Genomic DNA, 16,413 nt, shown 5'->3' on the forward strand with positions numbered 1-16,413 from the left:
CGCACTGGTTGCGAGGTTTTTTTATTTTTACCGGGAAGTTCCAGGCAGTGATTTTTACCCGACGCAGTCGCAGTGGGGAGAGCAAGTGGTTTTGGTGATATGAGTCAGGTGACGCAGAGGGAATATATTTACAAGCCAAATGGGGAGGTCCCTGAAGGTGAGGGGCTGCCCGAAGGACTGCGCCGCATAGCCCTGGGCGTTGAATATTGCGGAGCCAAACTGCACGGTTTCCAGAAGCAGAAGTCTGCATCGGAGACTGTCCAGGCTCATCTGGAGCAGGCTTTATCCACTATTGCAGCGGAGGATGTGACCCTGGTTTGTGCCGGGCGTACCGATGCGGGCGTTCATGCTACCAACCAGGTCATTCACTTTGATACCCGAGCGCAGCGCCCGGACCGCGCCTGGGTGCAGGGAGTTAATACCAAGTTGCCGGATTCTGTGCGGGTGCGCTGGGCGCGGGAAATGCCGGCGCAGTTCCATGCACGTTTTTCCGCTCACGCACGCAGTTATCGCTATTTGATTCACAGTGCGCCGACCCGCTCAGCCCACAGCGCCGCTGAGGTAACCTGGACCCAGCACTCACTGGACTTGGAAGCGATGCGTGAGGGAGCCAGCTACTTGATCGGCCGCCACGACTTCACCAGCTACCGTGCTTCTCAGTGCCAGGCCAAGAGCCCGGTGCGTGAAATTACCCGCCTGGATATTGCTCCAGTGGGTCAGCTGGTTGCCTTGGAAATTAGTGCTAACGCATTCCTTCACCATATGGTGCGTAATATCACCGGGGTTTTGATGGCTGTGGGGCGAGGTGAGCGTCCACCAATTTGGGTAAAAGAGGTGCTGGATCAGCGGGACCGCTCCGCCGGAGGCGTGACTGCACCGCCGTTTGGCTTGTATCTCGTTGATGTGCGCTATCCGGATCATTTCCAGCTTCCCCAATGTGAGCCTGGGCCACTGCTGGTGCCACAGCCTTTGGGTGCTTTGCTTTCCAGTTAGACTGCTGAATTTTTCGAGGCTAAAGCAAATCTGGGAGAGGGCGTGCATTTCGCGCCTTCTGACTATCTGCTAGTATCCGTCGTTCCCTCTTTTGATCGGCCAGCCGGCTGAGTCCAGGTTACACGATGCAAGTAAAAATATGCGGCATCACTTGTATAGAAGATGCTCTGATGGCTGTAGATGCGGGTGCCGACGCGTTGGGCCTGGTATTTTATAAGCCGAGCCCGCGCTATATCGATCTTGATATGGCAGCTAAAGTTGCAGCAGCAGTTCCCCCATTTGTCACCCTGACGGGGTTATTTGTCGATGCGGCACAGAGTGAGGTGGACGCTGTACTGGAATCGGTGCCGCTCAACCTGTTGCAATTCCACGGCGATGAAAGAGCCCGTTTCTGCGAACAATTCCGGCGCCCCTATATCAAAGCGTTGCGGATGAAAGATGACCTCGATGTCAAAGCCGCAATGACTGAGCACCCCAAAGCCCGGGGTTTTCTATTGGATGCTTACAGGCCCGGTATCCCCGGTGGCACCGGAGAGACCTTTGATTGGGACAGGGTTCCCCAGGATAGCAGTCGCCCGATCGTTCTTGCCGGTGGCTTGAATCCCGCGAATGTAACTGCAGCAGTAGAAGCTGCGCGCCCACAAGGGGTGGATGTGAGCGGAGGTGTAGAGCGTCAGCCGGGACGCAAGGATCGAGAAAAAGTTTTTGCGTTTGTCAGCGCGGCGAAGAGATAGATTTAGAGGCGTTACCGGAAGTGCCGCCCGCCGGCTTGGCCGGCGCGAGCCAGTAAATACCAGTAGATCGACGCATCTGCGCCAGTATTTTCTGGCGACGTTTGAATAGTTCGGGAAGAACTACGGCTAATAGTATTGAGGCGACACAGGGAAGTGCCGCTTGCCGGCTTGGCCGGCGCGAGCCAGTAAATACCAGCAGATCGACGCATCTGCGCCAGTATTTTCTGGCGACGTTTGAATAGTTCAGGAAGAACTACGGCTAATAGTATTGAAGCGGCACAGGGAAGTGCCGCCCGCCGGCTTGGCCGGCGCGAGCCAGTAAATACCAGTAGATCGACGCATCTGCGCCAGTATTTTCTGGCGACGTTTGAATAGTTCAGGAAGAACTACGGCTAATAGTATTGAAGCGGCACAGGGAAGTGCCGCCCGCCGGCTTGGCCGGCGCGAGCCAGTAAATACCAGTAGATCGACGCATCTGCGCCAGTATTTTCTGGCGACGTTTGAATAGTTCAGGAAGAACTATTCAAACAGTAGGTAAATAGAAAGAAAGTTTTAACCCCACGTGACCCACGGAGTATGAGTGTGAGTAAGCCAGGTGCTATCGATTTTTCCACCTTCCCGGATGCGAGCGGACATTTTGGTCCCTACGGCGGTCGCTTTGTATCGGAGACGCTGATCAGCGCATTGGATGAGCTTCAGGCAATGTATAGCCGCCTGAAAGATGATCCGGATTTTGTCGCTGCCTTTGATCACGATCTGGCGCACTACGTAGGCAGGCCATCGCCGCTGTATCTTGCTGAGCGACTGACTGAGCAGGCGGGCGGTGCGCGAATCTGGCTTAAGAGGGAAGACCTGAACCATACCGGTGCGCACAAGGTAAATAACACGGTGGGCCAGGCACTGCTGGCCAAACACAGCGGTAAGACCCGTGTTATTGCCGAAACCGGCGCTGGTCAACACGGTGTGGCTACGGCAACCGTGGCGGCGCGTCTCGGTTTGCAGTGTACGGTTTATATGGGTGCGGAAGACGTTAAGCGCCAGTCCCCCAACGTATACCGTATGAAGCTGCTGGGGGCAGAAGTGGTGCCGGTGGAATCCGGTTCCAAGACCCTAAAGGATGCCATGAATGAAGCCATGCGCGATTGGGTAACCAATGTCGATAATACTTTCTACATTATCGGCACTGTGGCTGGTCCTCACCCTTATCCGCAATTGGTGCGCGACTTCAACTCTATTATCGGCCGTGAAGCCCGTCGCCAGAGTTTGGAGCGCTTTGGCCAGTTGCCCGATGCGCTGGTGGCCTGCGTCGGTGGTGGTTCCAATGCGATCGGCCTGTTCCACCCGTTCCTGAATGACGCTGAAGTGAAAATGTTTGGTGTCGAAGCCGGCGGTGAAGGCCTGGCTTCCGGTAAGCATGCTGCACCACTGAATGATGGTATTCCCGGTGTTCTGCACGGTAACCGCACCTACCTGATGGAGGATGATGACGGCCAGATTATCGAGACTCACTCGGTTTCTGCGGGGCTCGACTACCCGGGTGTTGGCCCTGAGCACTCTTGGCTGAAAGATATCGGCCGGGTGGAATATGTCACCGCCGATGATGATGAAGCCCTGGATGCCTTCCGTCGACTCACTCGCACTGAGGGTATTTTGCCGGCATTGGAATCCAGCCATGCAGTCGCGTACGCGCTCAAGTTGGCGGCTTCCATGAGCCCTGAGCAGAATGTCCTGGTAAATCTCTCCGGCCGAGGCGATAAGGATATTTTCACCGTTGCCGCTATCGACGGTATCGAGGTGTAGCAATATCACCGCCCGCCTCTGAGGCGGGCAAAATGGGTGAAGATCAAATAATTGAGCTGGCTTTCTGCCAGGAGTAGCTCAGGGAATAGACTGTGACAGAACAAAATAGAATTGATTGCCGCTTTGCCAAGTTGCGCGATGAGGGCCGCAAGGCGCTGGTAACTTATATTGTCGCCGGCGATGGCGGCTTGGAAAATACTGTGCCGTTGATGCATCAGTTGGTGGCCAGCGGGGCCGATGTTATTGAACTGGGGGTGCCATTTTCCGACCCCATGGCAGAGGGCCCGGTAATTCAGAAAGGGCATGAGCGCGCACTGGCCAATGGGGCTTCGCTGCGCAAATGTTTGGCATTGGTGAAAGAATTTCGTCAGTCGGATAGTGACACCCCGGTAATCCTGATGGGCTATGCCAATCCGATTCAGCGTATGGGTGAACTGGAGTTTGCTGAAGCGGCGTCCACTGCGGGTGTCGATGGTGCCCTGACCGTAGATCTGCCAGCTGAAGAGTCCGGTTCCCTGAATGCCTTTTTGGCGGAGCGCAACCTGCGCAATATCTTCCTGCTGACGCCTACCACCACTGAAGAGCGTATTCGTGAAATTACCGATGTTGCCAGTGGCTTTGTTTACTATGTATCCCTGAAAGGGGTTACCGGAGCAGGCCACCTGGATTTGGATTCAGTGCGTGACAATCTGGACCATATTCGCCAGTTTACCGATCTGCCCTTGTGTGTTGGCTTCGGTATTAAAGATGGTACCTCGGCCCGCCAGGTCAGTGCCCATGGCGACGGTGCTGTAGTCGGTAGCGTGCTGGTGTCGGCAGTAGATGCGGCGGCAGACCTGGAAGCCGCTAAAACGGCGGTTGGAGCTATTGTCAGCGAGATGCGCGAAGCCCTGGATCGCTAAAAGCAGCTATAGGTCTAAGCACAAAGCTGGCCAGAAAGCCAAAAATAGCGGCTGATCTGGCCGGGTTTGTTGTTCAGCTTAGTGTTTTAATTCCTAGCCTGAAACCCACTGGTCGGTAAAATGTGCCGGCCCAAAGAAAGCCTCCGGATTTGGAAACGAGATGAGCTGGTTAGAAAAAATTGTCCCTGCGGTAATTCGCACAGAGCGTCGCACCGGCAGCAGCAAGGTCCCCGAGGGGGTTTGGAAGAAGTGCGTCAAATGCGATGCGATGCTTTATCGCCCGGAGCTGGAACGCAATCTGGATGTGTGCCCCAAGTGCGATCACCACTTTAGAATCGGCGCCCGTCGCCGCCTGGATATCTTCCTCGATGAGGAAGGTCGTGAAGAGCTGGCCACCGATGTGCAGCCGGTTGATCGCCTGAAGTTTAAAGACGTCAAAAAATATAAAGACCGATTGGTACAGGCACAAAAATCGACTGGTGAGAAGGATGCCCTGATCGCCATGCAGGGCAGCCTGAATGGTGCCCCCCTGGTAGCGGTAGCATTTGAGTTCGCTTTCCACGGTGGCTCCATGGGCTATGTGGTCGGCGAGCGCTTTACCCGTGCCGCTCAGCGTGCCTTGGAGCAGCGTATCCCGCTGGTTTGTTTCTCTGCTACCGGGGGTGCCCGGATGCAGGAGGCCCTGATCTCCCTGATGCAGATGGCCAAAACCTCGGCGGTGCTGGAAAAAATGAAGATGGCCGGTGTGCCATATATCTCCATTATGACTGACCCGGTATACGGTGGTGTTTCCGCATCCCTGGCCCTGCTGGGTGATATCAATGCGGCGGAGCCCGGAGCGCGCGCTGGTTTTGCCGGCCCGAATATTATCGAGCAGACCATTCGCCAGAAATTGCCGAAAGGTTTCCAGCGCAGTGAGTTCCTGCTGGAGCACGGCGCAATTGATATGATTATTCCTCGCAAGGAAATGCGCTCTACAGTGTCCCGCATATTGGGTAAACTGACCGGCAACTGATTTCCATTCCCCTGGGGTAATGCTGTGATCAGCTTAATTTCCGCTGATTGCAGCCCCCATCATCGATGTTTTCAACTATGCCTTCACTGCAAGATTGGCTCTCCCGTCTGGAGCAGCTGCACCCTTCCGAAATTGAATTAGGTCTTGAGCGCGTCGCGTCTGTGGCCGATGCACTGGGTATCCAGAAACCGGCACCGACAGTGATTACTGTGGCGGGCACCAATGGCAAGGGTTCCTGCGTGGCGACTATGGAGGTGCTGCTGTGTGAGGGAGGGCACTCCGTAGGCGCTTACAGTTCCCCACACCTTCTGCGCTTTAACGAGAGGGTGCGTATCGGGGGTGAAGAGGTTGCCGATAAAGATCTCGTGCTGGCGTTTGAGGCTATCGAGGTTGCTCGCGGTGAGACCAGCCTGACCTATTTTGAATACACCACCCTGGCGGCGCTCTGGTTATTTCAAAGGGCAGGCGTCGAGTTTGCACTTCTGGAAGTTGGCCTGGGTGGGCGCCTGGATGCAGTCAACCTGGTGGATGCGGATCTCGCCATTATCACCAGTGTTGCCATTGATCACGAGGACTGGCTTGGCAGTGACCGGGAAATAATCGGCCGTGAGAAAGCCGGTGTCCTGCGTGCTGGGGCGCCTTTTGTCTGTGCTGATAGCAATCCCACCCAATCTGTGCTGTCTGCGGCAGAAAAATTGTCCAGTTCCAGTTACTTTATAGGGAAGGATTTCTCTCTCAATTCGGGAGAGGGTAAAAAAGAACTTTACCGCTTTGGTAAGTTGGAACTTGCGATCCCCCCGATCAGCTTGCCGCGCCCGAGTATCGCTGCTGGAATTACCGCGCTGGCTCTACTCAATGTATTGCCCCAGGGTGGGATCGAATCTGCACTGGCTGAAATTGCTCTGCCCGGGCGCTGTCAGCAGGTTCAATGGCAGGGGCGCAACTTGTTGTTGGATGTGGGGCACAATCCGGCAGCGGCCGAACACTTGGCTGAATGGCTAACAGGTCACCCTGTAGATGGTGAAACCCATGCGCTGGTAGCGGCTATGGCCGATAAGGATTTGGTGGGACTCTTCGCGCCTTTGCGGGATGTGGTGGATGCCTGGCACCCCGCAGAGTTACCGGGTAATAGCCGCGCTGCGAGCGGAGAGACCTTGCTGGAAGGTCTGGCCGCAGCAGGTGTTGAGGCAACGAACGCCGATAGCCGCTGTCCAAGCGTCGCCGATGGTTTACAACAGCTGCTGCCGACCATTGGTCCACAAGACAGGTTGCTTGTATTTGGTTCCTTCTTTACTGTGGCTGAGGTTCTGCAGCAGATGCGAGACGAAGGTAATGGAGAATTGCGAGGGTAAACCCTCCCGCCGAGGGCGATTGAACGACGGATTTAAGCAGCGCATTGTCGGTGCGCTGGTTTTGGCTGCGCTTGCCGTTATTTTCTTGCCCAGCCTGTTGGACCGGGAGGCCGCAGGCAATATCAGTGAAACCAGCCAGATTCCGGCGGAGCCGGATATACGCCCTATTGAAATTGCCGAGCCGCAACCGGTAGCGGATGCTGTGCCTGCACCGGCGCCGGGTGAGGCTTTCCAGCCGGACTTGCCAGAGAACTTCTCCAACCCGAAGGCTCCAGTAGCTGATGAGGGAGAGGAACGGTCAGAGATCGCCAAGAGTGATGAGCCGGAGGAAAAACTGGCCGCGCCGAAAAAGGGGGCCTCGCCCCTTGTGGATGCCTATGGCCTGCCTGTGGCCTGGGTGGTTCAAGTGGCTTCCTACCGGGATGAGTCCAATGCGGACAAGCTGCGTTTGCGCCTGATGAACGAGGGCTACAGTGCCTATACTCGGGCGGTGGATACAGATAAGGGTCGCCTGGTGCGGGTCTTTGTTGGGCCAAAGGTCAACAAGGCCGATGCCCATCAACTGAAAAAAGAATTGGATACCCTTCTGAAAGCCCAGACCCTCGTGCTTCAGTTTAAGGCCTGATCGGGCCTTTGACTTCAGGTTGCCACCATTTCAGCCCGAGGCGGATGGTGGTAACTCGCTGGCAGATTTCCACTTTGCATTTTTATTCGCAATTAACCGATTGCCACTGTGCCAAACGTCCAGGGAAAGCGGTACTACAAGTAATAAATTCCAATCGGTTGGCCTACGGCTTCACGCGCTTAGTCCCTTCAGTTAGAATGCGCGCTCTTCGCGGCAGCAGCCGCCACGCAGGTAGGATTGAATGAATTGGGCTGACTGGATCATTCTGGCTATTGTGGGTATCTCCACGCTTATCGGCCTTAGTCGAGGTTTCATCAAGGAAACCTTGTCTCTGCTTACCTGGATTGCCGCCTTTATCGTCGCCATGATGTTTCGCGACCAGCTGGCGCCAATGCTATCCAACCTCGTCGACACCCCCTCCCTCCAAATGATTGCAGCTTTTGGCATCCTGTTTATCGGCACCTTACTCGCTGGCGCCGGTCTCAACATGGTGCTTTCTGCTTTTGTTGAGGCAACTGGGCTATCCGGTACAGATAGAGTGCTGGGAATGGCGTTTGGCTTGGTGCGGGGAGCCATTGTCGTGATGGCGCTGTTGATCCTGGCCCCGGCATTGGTGCCGGTGGAACAGGACAGTTGGTGGAGTCAGTCTGTTCTGATTCCCCATTTCCTCGAATTTGAGGATAGTGCGCGGGAGCTGGCGGGCTCCGTTAAGGAATTCTTCGTAAAGTTGTTTTAAATAGAGCGCCAAAAGCGCTCTTCTCGAGTCAATAGGGTCAAATATATGTGTGGTATCGTCGGTATCGTCGGTAAGAGTGACGTCAATCTGCAGCTCTATGATGGGCTCACTCTGCTACAGCACAGGGGACAGGATGCCGCCGGTATCGTTACCTGTGACGATGATCGCCTGAACCAGCAGAAAGCCAATGGTCTGGTTCGCGACGTATTCCGCGCGCGCCACATGGAGCGTCTGAAGGGCAATTTTGGTATTGGTCACGTCCGCTACCCCACTGCCGGTAGCTCCGGCCCGGCGCTGGCTCAGCCGTTCTACGTGAACTCTCCCTACGGCATCGCCATGGCTCACAACGGCAACCTCACCAATGTGCACGAGGTGGTCGATGAGATCTTCCAGCAGGACCTGCGCCATATCAATACAGATTCTGATTCGGAAGTGTTGCTGAACGTGTTCGCCCACGAGCTGCACAAGTTGCACAAGCTGCAGCCGAAAGCCGAAGATATCTTCAGTGCGATGCGCTCTGTACATAAGCGCGTGCGCGGCGCCTACGCTTGCGTTGCCCTGATTGTCGGTTACGGTATTGTCGCTTTCCGCGATCCCAACGGAATTCGCCCACTGGTTTACGGCAAGCGTGAAACCGAGAAGGGCACTGAGTATATGGTGGCTTCCGAGTCCGTGGCCCTGGACGTACTGGGTTACACCCTGGTGCGCGATGTTGCTCCCGGCGAAGCGCTCTATATCGAACTGGATGGCACTGTGCACTCCGAGCAGTGTTCAGATAACCCGTCTTTGACTCCCTGCATTTTTGAGCATGTGTACTTTGCCCGCCCTGACTCCATTATGGATGGCGTATCGGTACACAAGGCGCGTTTGCGTCAGGGTGAGCATCTGGCGGACAAAATTCTCAGCATGCGGCCGGATCACGATATCGACGTGGTTATCCCGATCCCGGATTCTGCCCGTACGGCAGGCCAGACGGTAGCCCACCGCTTGGGGGTGAAATTCCGTGAAGGTATGGTGAAGAACCGCTATATCGGCCGAACCTTTATCATGCCCGGTCAAAAGCAGCGCAAGAAGTCGGTTCGCCAGAAGCTCAACGCCATCGAGCTGGAATTCCGTGGCAAGAATGTGTTGCTGGTAGACGACTCCATTGTGCGCGGTACTACCTGTAAGCAGATTATCCAGATGGCCCGCGATGCCGGTGCTGCCAAAGTGTACTTCGCCAGTGCTGCCCCCGCGGTAAAATACCCGAATGTCTACGGTATCGATATGCCCTCCGCCACTGAGCTGGTGGCTCACGGTCGCACCACCGAGGAAATCTGTGAGGAGATTGGCGCAGACTGGTTGATCTACCAGGAGCTGGAAGATCTGGTAGTTAGCTCCAGCGGCGGTAAGCAAAAAATTGATCGCTTTGATTGCTCTGTATTCGACGGCAATTACATCACCGGTGATGTGGATGAGGAATACCTCAACGATCTTCATGCCCAGCGCAATGACACAGCCAAACGTAAAAAGGCTGATGTCAGCGCTCTGTAGTTAACCGCTGAACGGAATCTCTAAATATTCCTGTTCTGATTGGCGGGCGGCAAAAAAACCGTTTTTGTAGCCTGCCAATAGTAAAAAAGCGTAAGCGTCCTTTTCTCGCGGCAGAAGAGGGCGCCAGTTAAGATCGTTTCGGTTAAGATGACTGCTTCCAAAAATACTGACCAGGAAGCGGTATATGTTTGAAGACGACGGTTACGCTCTGGAAACCCTGGCGGTGCGCGCCGGCCAGGTTCGCTCACCGGAAGGAGAGCACTCCGAGGCACTTTACCTCACCTCCAGTTATGTTTTCCCCTCCGCTGCAGAGGCTGCTGCGCGCTTCTCTGGCGAAAGCTCCGGCAACGTCTACTCCCGCTATACCAACCCCACAGTGCGTACTTTTGAAGAGCGCATCGCTGCTCTCGAAGGCGGTGAAGCTGCGGTAGCTACTGCTAGCGGCATGGCTGCCATTCTCAGTATTTGTATGGCGTTACTGAAAAGTGGCGACCACGTTATCTGTTCCCGCAGTGTTTTCGGCACCACTACAGCTTTATTTGGCCGCTATATGGAAAAGTTCGGCGTGCGGGTGAGCTATGTCGATTTGACCGATATGGATGCCTGGAAGCAGGCCGTAGATGGTTCCACCAAGCTGCTGTTTATGGAGACGCCTTCCAACCCCCTATGTGAAGTAGCCGATATCCGCGCGTTGGCACAGGTCGCCCACAGCGCTGGTGCCATGCTGGTTGTCGACAACTGTTTCTGTACCCCGGCACTGCAGCGACCTCTTTCCATGGGCGCTGATATTGTGGTGCACTCCGCAACCAAATTCCTCGACGGCCAGGGGCGGGCCCTGGGCGGTGTTGCCGTTGGTCGCAAGGATGTAATGGATGAGTTGGTGGTTTTCCTGCGCACTGCCGGACCGAGTATGAGCCCGTTTAATGCCTGGGTATTCCTCAAAGGCCTGGAAACTTTAAAGCTGCGTATGCAGGCGCATTGCACCAATGCACTCGACTTGGCTTGGTGGCTCGATGAGCAGGAGATGGTTGAGAAGGTAAATTACACCGGCTTGCCTAAACACCCCCAACACCGCCTAGCGCGGGAACAGCAAGACGCTTTTGGCGCAGTGCTGAGTTTTACTGTGCGCGGTGGTCGCGAAGCTGCCTGGAAAGTGATCGACAATTGTAAAATCCTCTCCTGCACCGCCAACTTGGGGGATGCAAAAACCACTATTGTGCACCCTGCCACGACAACCCATGGCCGCCTTAGTGATGAAGATAAGGCTCGCGCCGGAATTACTGAAAATTTGATTCGAGTTTCGGTAGGGCTGGAAAATGTTGAGGACCTCAAGCGCGACCTGATGCGTGGATTATCCCAGTTATAAGCGCTGGCGTAAGCGCCCAGCTACCTATGATTGTTAGCGGACAGTGAAATACTGTTCGCTGCTTCTGGTAGTGTTTGCATTTTGTCGCGCCCCTGCCGGTATGCAGAAATAGCCCCCTTTAGAAAAATTGAGCAGTAATGGATTTGCCGTGCAAAAAATAGTTTCCGCCATAGTGTCTGATATCGGCAGTGTTTTATTGGGTAAAGAGCGTCAGGTGAAGTTGGCGCTGGCCTGTTTGTTATCAAAAGGCCACCTGTTAATCGAAGACCTACCGGGTATGGGTAAGACCACCTTGGCTCATGCACTCGCCCAGGTGCTGGGGCTAACTTATAAGCGGGTGCAGTTCACCAGTGATATGTTACCGGCGGATATTCTTGGTGTTTCGATATTTGATCGGGAGTCCAGCCAATTTCACTTTCACGAGGGACCTGTGTTTAGTCAGGTGTTATTGGCGGACGAGATTAATCGCTCATCGCCAAAAACCCAAAGTGCGCTGTTAGAGGCCATGGAAGAGCGCCAGGTGAGTGTCGATGGCGAGACCCGCACACTGCCCCAGCCATTTTTTGTGATTGCCACGCAAAATCCGATGCAACAATCGGGCACCTTTGCATTGCCGGAATCTCAACTGGATCGCTTCCTGATGCGTATCAGCCTCGGCTATCCCACCCGGGAGGCGGAACGAGCTTTGTATTTGGGGGTCGATCCGAGGCAGCAGCTGGCGAAGTTAAAGCCGAGAATCGATACCGCCACACTCGGAAAAATGCAAAACCTGGTTACGCAGGTGAAAACTTCTGACAGTCTGTTGGATTACCTTGAGCGACTGGTTTTGCAAACCCGCCAGAGCCCGGATTGCGCAGTGGGTTTATCACCCCGAGGCGCCTTGGCCCTTTTGCGCGCAGCCAAAGCCTGGGCGTTGATTCACAATCGTGGCCATGTTTTGCCTGAGGATATCCAGGCTGTGTTGCCGGCGGTGGCAGGACATCGATTACAGAGCGATGGCAGCAACGGCGAGCAGTTGGTTGAGCGTCTGATGCGCCAAGTGGATGTGATTGCGGCCTGAGTCGATGAATGTAAGTCACCCCCAACGTCGGAACCCTTCCCGCAATCCGATACACCTGCTGGTGGAATATTGGCGCAACCTTATGCAGCGCTGGCTTAGTCGCCGGGCACCGCGGGCCCGAGCGATTACCTTGAACCACAGCCGATTATTTATCCTGCCCACGCGCGCAGGCTTAGGTTTCCTAATAGTGGTGGCATTATTGTGGTTGCTGGGCACCAATTATGAAAACAATCTGGTTTTCGCTCTGACATTTTTGTTGGTCAGCATTTTGGCGGTGCTACCACTACACACCTTTGCCAATTTAAGTGGCGTGCACTTGCGCCTTGTGGATACCCGGGCAGCTTTTGCTGGTGATTTTGCCGAGGCGGAAATTAATGTCAGTTGTGAGGGCAAGCGGGAGCGGGAATGGCTCGAGCTGAGTTGGCCACCGGAGCAGGGCAGTCGCGTGGATTTGTGCGAGCAGAAAAGTGCGGATATTTGTATCTCTATGCCGGTAGTAAAACGTGGGCGAGTGCAGGCACCTCGGTTGAGGGTTGAAAGTCGTTTCCCTCTCGGGTTATTTCGCTGCTGGAGCCGCATTGACCTGGATGTTGAATTTTTGGTTTACCCCCGTCCAATTTCTGCGGGCCCTTTACCGCTAGGAGAGACTGTTGCCGAGGGGGAGTTTGGTGAGGTGAAGCGGGGGGGAGATGATTTTGCCGCGCTAAAACCCTATCAAGCGGGTGACTCGTTACGCCATGTAGCCTGGAAGCAATACGCGGCCGGACGCGATCTTTACAGCAAGGACTATGAGCGCAAAACTGACACGCGCTTGTGGCTCGACTGGGGTTTACTCGATGGTAGGGATATAGAGATGCGCCTGAGCAATCTCTGTGACTGGACCCTACAAGCGGAAAAGCAAGGCATTGCATATGGTTTGTGCCTGCCTGGCATTTCAATAGAGCCTTCGCTCGGTCCCGAGCATCAGCAGCAGGTCTTGCAGGCATTGGCCCTGTACCCCGGGCGAGGCCAGTGATGATTGCGAATAAGGATTTATTGCCCAGGGAAAGTTTGCTGTGGATTTTTGCTGCCCAGTTTGTCGCCCTTTTGCCGCAATTCACAATGCTGCCACTGTGGGTGGCTTTTGCCTGGGCCTTTGCGGTTTATTGGCGCCTGGAAGTCTTTCGCGGGCGCAGGGATTTACCCGGCCGCGCTCTTAAACTGACAGTGATTTTATTGACGGTGGCGGGACTGGCTCTGTCCTATCGGCGCTTGTTTGCTTTGGAGCCGATGATTGCACTCTTGGCGCTGTCATTCACCCTGAAAAATCTCGAACTGGTCAGCCGTAGGGATGCCTTTGTCAGTCTACTGCTGGCCTACTTCGTAGCCGCCACTCTGTTTGTGCAAGAGCAGACCATTCCCTATGCACTTTACGGTTTACTGAGTGTGTTGGTAATTACTGCAGCCCTGGCGGCGCAGCTGGGACACTTTAGTGCGCGCCCGCGCCGGGCTCTGGGATTATCCCTGCGGTTGGTGGCACAGGCCACGCCGTTGATGGTGTTGTTGTTTTTGGTTATGCCTAGGCTGGGGCCCCTTTGGTCTGTGCCACAGAATACCTCCGCTGGGCGTACCGGTGTCAGTGATTCGATGGCCCCGGGAGACTTTACTGAGCTTTCCAAATCCAGCAAGCCGACCTTGCGTATCTCCTTTGATGGACCTGTCCCCCCGCCTGAGCAGCGCTACTGGAGGGGCTTGGTGTACTCGGAATTTGATGGGCGTACCTGGCGCCAGGGCTATGGTGTTGACCCTCGAAATGGCGGGCGAGTGTATTGGAGAAGTGGTGAGCAGGTGCTTCCGCAAGTGGGTCCCCGTTATCGCTACCAGGTTATCCAGGAAGCGAGCCGCAGCCCCTGGCTATTCGCTATGGCAAAACCGGCTTCAGAGAGCGCGGGTGTGGGAGAGACAACGGATGATCGCCTGGTAAAACGTACCCCGGTTTTCAACCGCTTTTCTTACCAGGTAAGTTCCTGGCCGAGAGAAACCCTGTCGCTCAGTGCTACTCTCAGCAATGCGGAGCGGCGCAGGAATTTGCAACTTCCCAGTTTCGGCAATAGCCGTACTCGTCAGTGGATGGCTTCCCTGCGGGACCAGGGGCTCAGTGCTGAGGCGGTTTCCTCCCAGCTGCTGTCGCACTTTCACAGTGCTTTCACTTATACCCTGAAGCCTCCAGCACTGGGCGGCGATACTATTGATGAGTTTCTTTTCGATAGCCAGCAGGGCTTCTGCGAGCACTTTGCCGGTAGTTATGTGTTTGCCATGCGCGCAGCGGGGATACCGGCGCGAGTAGTGGCTGGTTACCAGGGCGGTGAGTGGGTCAGTGGAGAAGAGTACTTATTGGTGCGAGAGTACGACGCCCATGCCTGGGCTGAAATTTGGCTCGACGGCCAAGGCTGGCAACGTGTAGACCCCACAGCGGCAGTAGCTCCGGAGCGGGTGCGCGACGGTCTGGAGAGTGCGGCGGGTGAAGAGTTTATGCAGGACTCCCTATTTCCTTTACACCGTATCGGCATTCTCAGCCAGTTGCGCTTACAGTGGGATATGATCAACTACCGTTGGTATCAAACCGTAGTGAGCTTTGATGCCGATCGGCAGCAGAATTTGTTACAGCGGCTATTTGGTGATCTGTCTCCAATGCGTATCGCCCTATTACTGGGGGCGCCGATTCTTGTGCTTTTGTTGGGTATCAGTTTATGGGCGGCCCGCTCCGCAGGAGGACCCAAGTTAGCGCCTGCAGAGAAGCTCTACCAGCGCTTTTGCCGGCGCATGGCCCGCAATGGGGTCCAGCGGCATTCCGGTGAGACTGCAGGGTCCTATGCCCGCCGGATTGCCGAGGAAAAACCGGAGATGTCTGGTTATGCCGTAGCAGTGACAGAGGCTTTTGAGTCTGCCGCCTATGGTGGTGATGGCTCTGGGCTAAGAACACTTCGGAAGCTATCAAGCTGGTATTTCTGGTTGCGGCACTCGGCAAATATGACGTCGCACAAGCGTGAGTTGGCAGGTTATTAATCATTGAGTTATTTCGTATCTAGAATGCCAACCCAATTGCAAAGGTTTCTGTTGGGCTATAGCGGCACTTCCCTGGCAACCGGGTTGCAGGTGATATTGCTGCCCTGGATTGCGCTGACGATCGTGGATCTTCCGGCCCTGCAATTGGGGTGGATTCAGGCATCAGTATTGCTGCCAAACCTGGTATTCCTGTTGTTTGGCGGTGCTTTGGCGGATAGGCGAGACCCGGCTCTGGTGTCGGCTCTGGCCTGTTTGGGCCTGGCGCTTTGTCATACCGCATTGTTGTTGTATTTCACCTTCCATGTCCTGAATTTATCCACCTTGATGGTTTACGGAATTTGCCTGGGGGTGTGCAGCGCTTTTTTACAGCCGGCACGGGACAACCTGGTGCAGCGCAGTGCCCGCAACCGCAAGGGGCAGGCCACTGAGCGAGGCGTGCAAAAAACCGTAACCTGGATGATGTTGGCGCAGTACGGCGGCCAGGCGGTGGGAATGTTGCTAGCGAGTCGATTTGACCAGTGGGGCTTGCAGCACTTGCTGGGTGTACAGATTGCCGTTGTGCTAGTGGCTTCATTATTGCTTTTCTCCTTGCGTCAGCCTCAAGAGCGTCAAAAGGCACCAGAGAAGCGATCCCACACCCTGATTCTGGATGGTCTCAGTCAGGCATGGAAACACCCGGTTTTGCGGGAGCTGACTGCATTGATGGCATTCAATGGCTTTGTGCATATCGGGGTTTTCCTGGTGGTCTTACCGTTACTGGCCGAGGACTACGGTCGCGGTGCCGGTTACTACGCGACCCTGCAGCTGGCATTTATAGCGGGCACGGTGATCGCGACGGTGACTATGTTGAGACGGGGCCAGGGGCAGGAGCCTGGGCGGGGAATTTTGATGTGCTTGCTTTACAGCGCTGCACTCTTGATTGCTATCAGCCTGGGGCCAACAAAGTTTGGCTTGATCCTGTTGTGTCTGTGTTGGGGGGCGGTTGCGGCAGCCTCCGCAGGGTTGGGGCGAGGCATTGTGCAATTGCTGGCGCCGGCGGATTATCGCAGTCGCATTATCTCTATTTATCAATTTGCCCTATTTGGCTCTGCGGCGCTGGGGGCCCTGGCTGCGGGTGTTTTGAGCGAGGTTGCAGCGCCTCTGACGACACTACTGTGGGCGGGAATCCTGAGTTTATTGGCATTCGCACTCGTTGCCCTGAGTGGGGCTCTACGGCAGGTTAAAATTTCCGATAGCGAGGTATAGGAATCCC

At 55.2% G+C, this 16,413-nt stretch carries 15 protein-coding genes; 14 read left to right on the plus strand and 1 reads right to left on the minus strand.

Features of this window, described 5'->3' with window-relative positions; genetic code table 11:
• The first annotated feature begins 99 nt into the window (after nt 1-99).
• Nucleotides 100-993, plus strand: a complete 894-nt coding sequence (gene truA, locus ACJJII_RS13295) for a tRNA pseudouridine(38-40) synthase TruA (RefSeq protein ID WP_444916532.1) — start codon at nt 100-102, stop codon at nt 991-993.
• A 125-nt stretch (nt 994-1,118) separates the two neighbouring features.
• Entirely contained in the window at nt 1,119-1,727 is a 609-nt protein-coding gene (locus ACJJII_RS13300) for a phosphoribosylanthranilate isomerase (protein ID WP_444916533.1), read from the plus strand.
• A gap of 11 nt (nt 1,728-1,738) precedes the next feature.
• On the opposite strand, the gene ACJJII_RS13305 is transcribed toward ACJJII_RS13300, so the two are convergent.
• Nucleotides 1,739-1,936, minus strand: coding sequence for a hypothetical protein (locus ACJJII_RS13305; RefSeq protein ID WP_444916534.1), 198 nt, complete (start codon nt 1,934-1,936; stop codon nt 1,739-1,741).
• A 367-nt stretch (nt 1,937-2,303) separates the two neighbouring features.
• Between ACJJII_RS13305 and trpB the strand changes: the two genes are divergently transcribed.
• The 12 genes from trpB to ACJJII_RS13365 all read left to right on the plus strand — a co-directional run bounded on the left by trpB (nt 2,304) and on the right by ACJJII_RS13365 (nt 16,406).
• Nucleotides 2,304-3,527 (plus strand): tryptophan synthase subunit beta, encoded by a 1,224-nt coding sequence (trpB, locus tag ACJJII_RS13310; RefSeq protein WP_108732438.1) that lies wholly within the window; start codon nt 2,304-2,306, stop codon nt 3,525-3,527.
• Nucleotides 3,528-3,619: 92 nt separating this feature from the next.
• Entirely contained in the window at nt 3,620-4,429 is an 810-nt protein-coding gene (gene trpA, locus ACJJII_RS13315) for a tryptophan synthase subunit alpha (protein WP_444916535.1), read from the plus strand.
• Nucleotides 4,430-4,589: 160 nt separating this feature from the next.
• The gene (accD, locus tag ACJJII_RS13320) at nt 4,590-5,444 is read left to right on the plus strand and encodes an acetyl-CoA carboxylase, carboxyltransferase subunit beta (protein WP_282931874.1); all 855 of its coding nucleotides are present in this window, start codon (nt 4,590-4,592) and stop codon (nt 5,442-5,444) included.
• Between the two features lie 77 nt (nt 5,445-5,521).
• A complete protein-coding gene (folC, locus tag ACJJII_RS13325) occupies nt 5,522-6,796 on the plus strand; it encodes a bifunctional tetrahydrofolate synthase/dihydrofolate synthase (protein ID WP_444916536.1) in 1,275 nt (424 codons plus the stop codon).
• Nucleotides 6,777-7,421 carry an SPOR domain-containing protein gene (locus ACJJII_RS13330; protein WP_413664955.1) on the plus strand — a complete coding sequence of 215 codons (645 nt, stop codon included), beginning with the start codon at nt 6,777-6,779 and terminating at the stop codon, nt 7,419-7,421. Before folC ends, ACJJII_RS13330 begins: the two co-directional genes overlap by 20 nt.
• Nucleotides 7,422-7,662: 241 nt before the next feature.
• On the plus strand, nt 7,663-8,157 hold the full coding sequence (locus tag ACJJII_RS13335) for a CvpA family protein (RefSeq protein ID WP_282931877.1): 495 nt from the start codon (nt 7,663-7,665) through the stop codon (nt 8,155-8,157).
• Between the two features lie 45 nt (nt 8,158-8,202).
• Nucleotides 8,203-9,690 carry an amidophosphoribosyltransferase gene (gene purF, locus ACJJII_RS13340; protein WP_444916537.1) on the plus strand — a complete coding sequence of 496 codons (1,488 nt, stop codon included), beginning with the start codon at nt 8,203-8,205 and terminating at the stop codon, nt 9,688-9,690.
• A 184-nt stretch (nt 9,691-9,874) separates the two neighbouring features.
• Nucleotides 9,875-11,056 (plus strand): O-succinylhomoserine sulfhydrylase, encoded by a 1,182-nt coding sequence (locus tag ACJJII_RS13345; RefSeq protein WP_444916538.1) that lies wholly within the window; start codon nt 9,875-9,877, stop codon nt 11,054-11,056.
• Nucleotides 11,057-11,204: 148 nt separating this feature from the next.
• Nucleotides 11,205-12,116, plus strand: coding sequence for an AAA family ATPase (locus ACJJII_RS13350; protein WP_444916539.1), 912 nt, complete (start codon nt 11,205-11,207; stop codon nt 12,114-12,116).
• Between the two features lie 4 nt (nt 12,117-12,120).
• Nucleotides 12,121-13,131 carry a DUF58 domain-containing protein gene (locus ACJJII_RS13355; protein WP_444916540.1) on the plus strand — a complete coding sequence of 337 codons (1,011 nt, stop codon included), beginning with the start codon at nt 12,121-12,123 and terminating at the stop codon, nt 13,129-13,131.
• Entirely contained in the window at nt 13,131-15,161 is a 2,031-nt protein-coding gene (locus tag ACJJII_RS13360) for a transglutaminase TgpA family protein (protein ID WP_444919277.1), read from the plus strand. Before ACJJII_RS13355 ends, ACJJII_RS13360 begins: the two co-directional genes overlap by 1 nt.
• A 24-nt stretch (nt 15,162-15,185) precedes the next feature.
• Nucleotides 15,186-16,406 carry an MFS transporter gene (locus tag ACJJII_RS13365; protein WP_444916541.1) on the plus strand — a complete coding sequence of 407 codons (1,221 nt, stop codon included), beginning with the start codon at nt 15,186-15,188 and terminating at the stop codon, nt 16,404-16,406.
• The last annotated feature ends 7 nt before the right edge of the window (nt 16,407-16,413 follow it).

Source organism: Microbulbifer maximicatervae (SeqCode) (genome assembly GCF_052467825.1).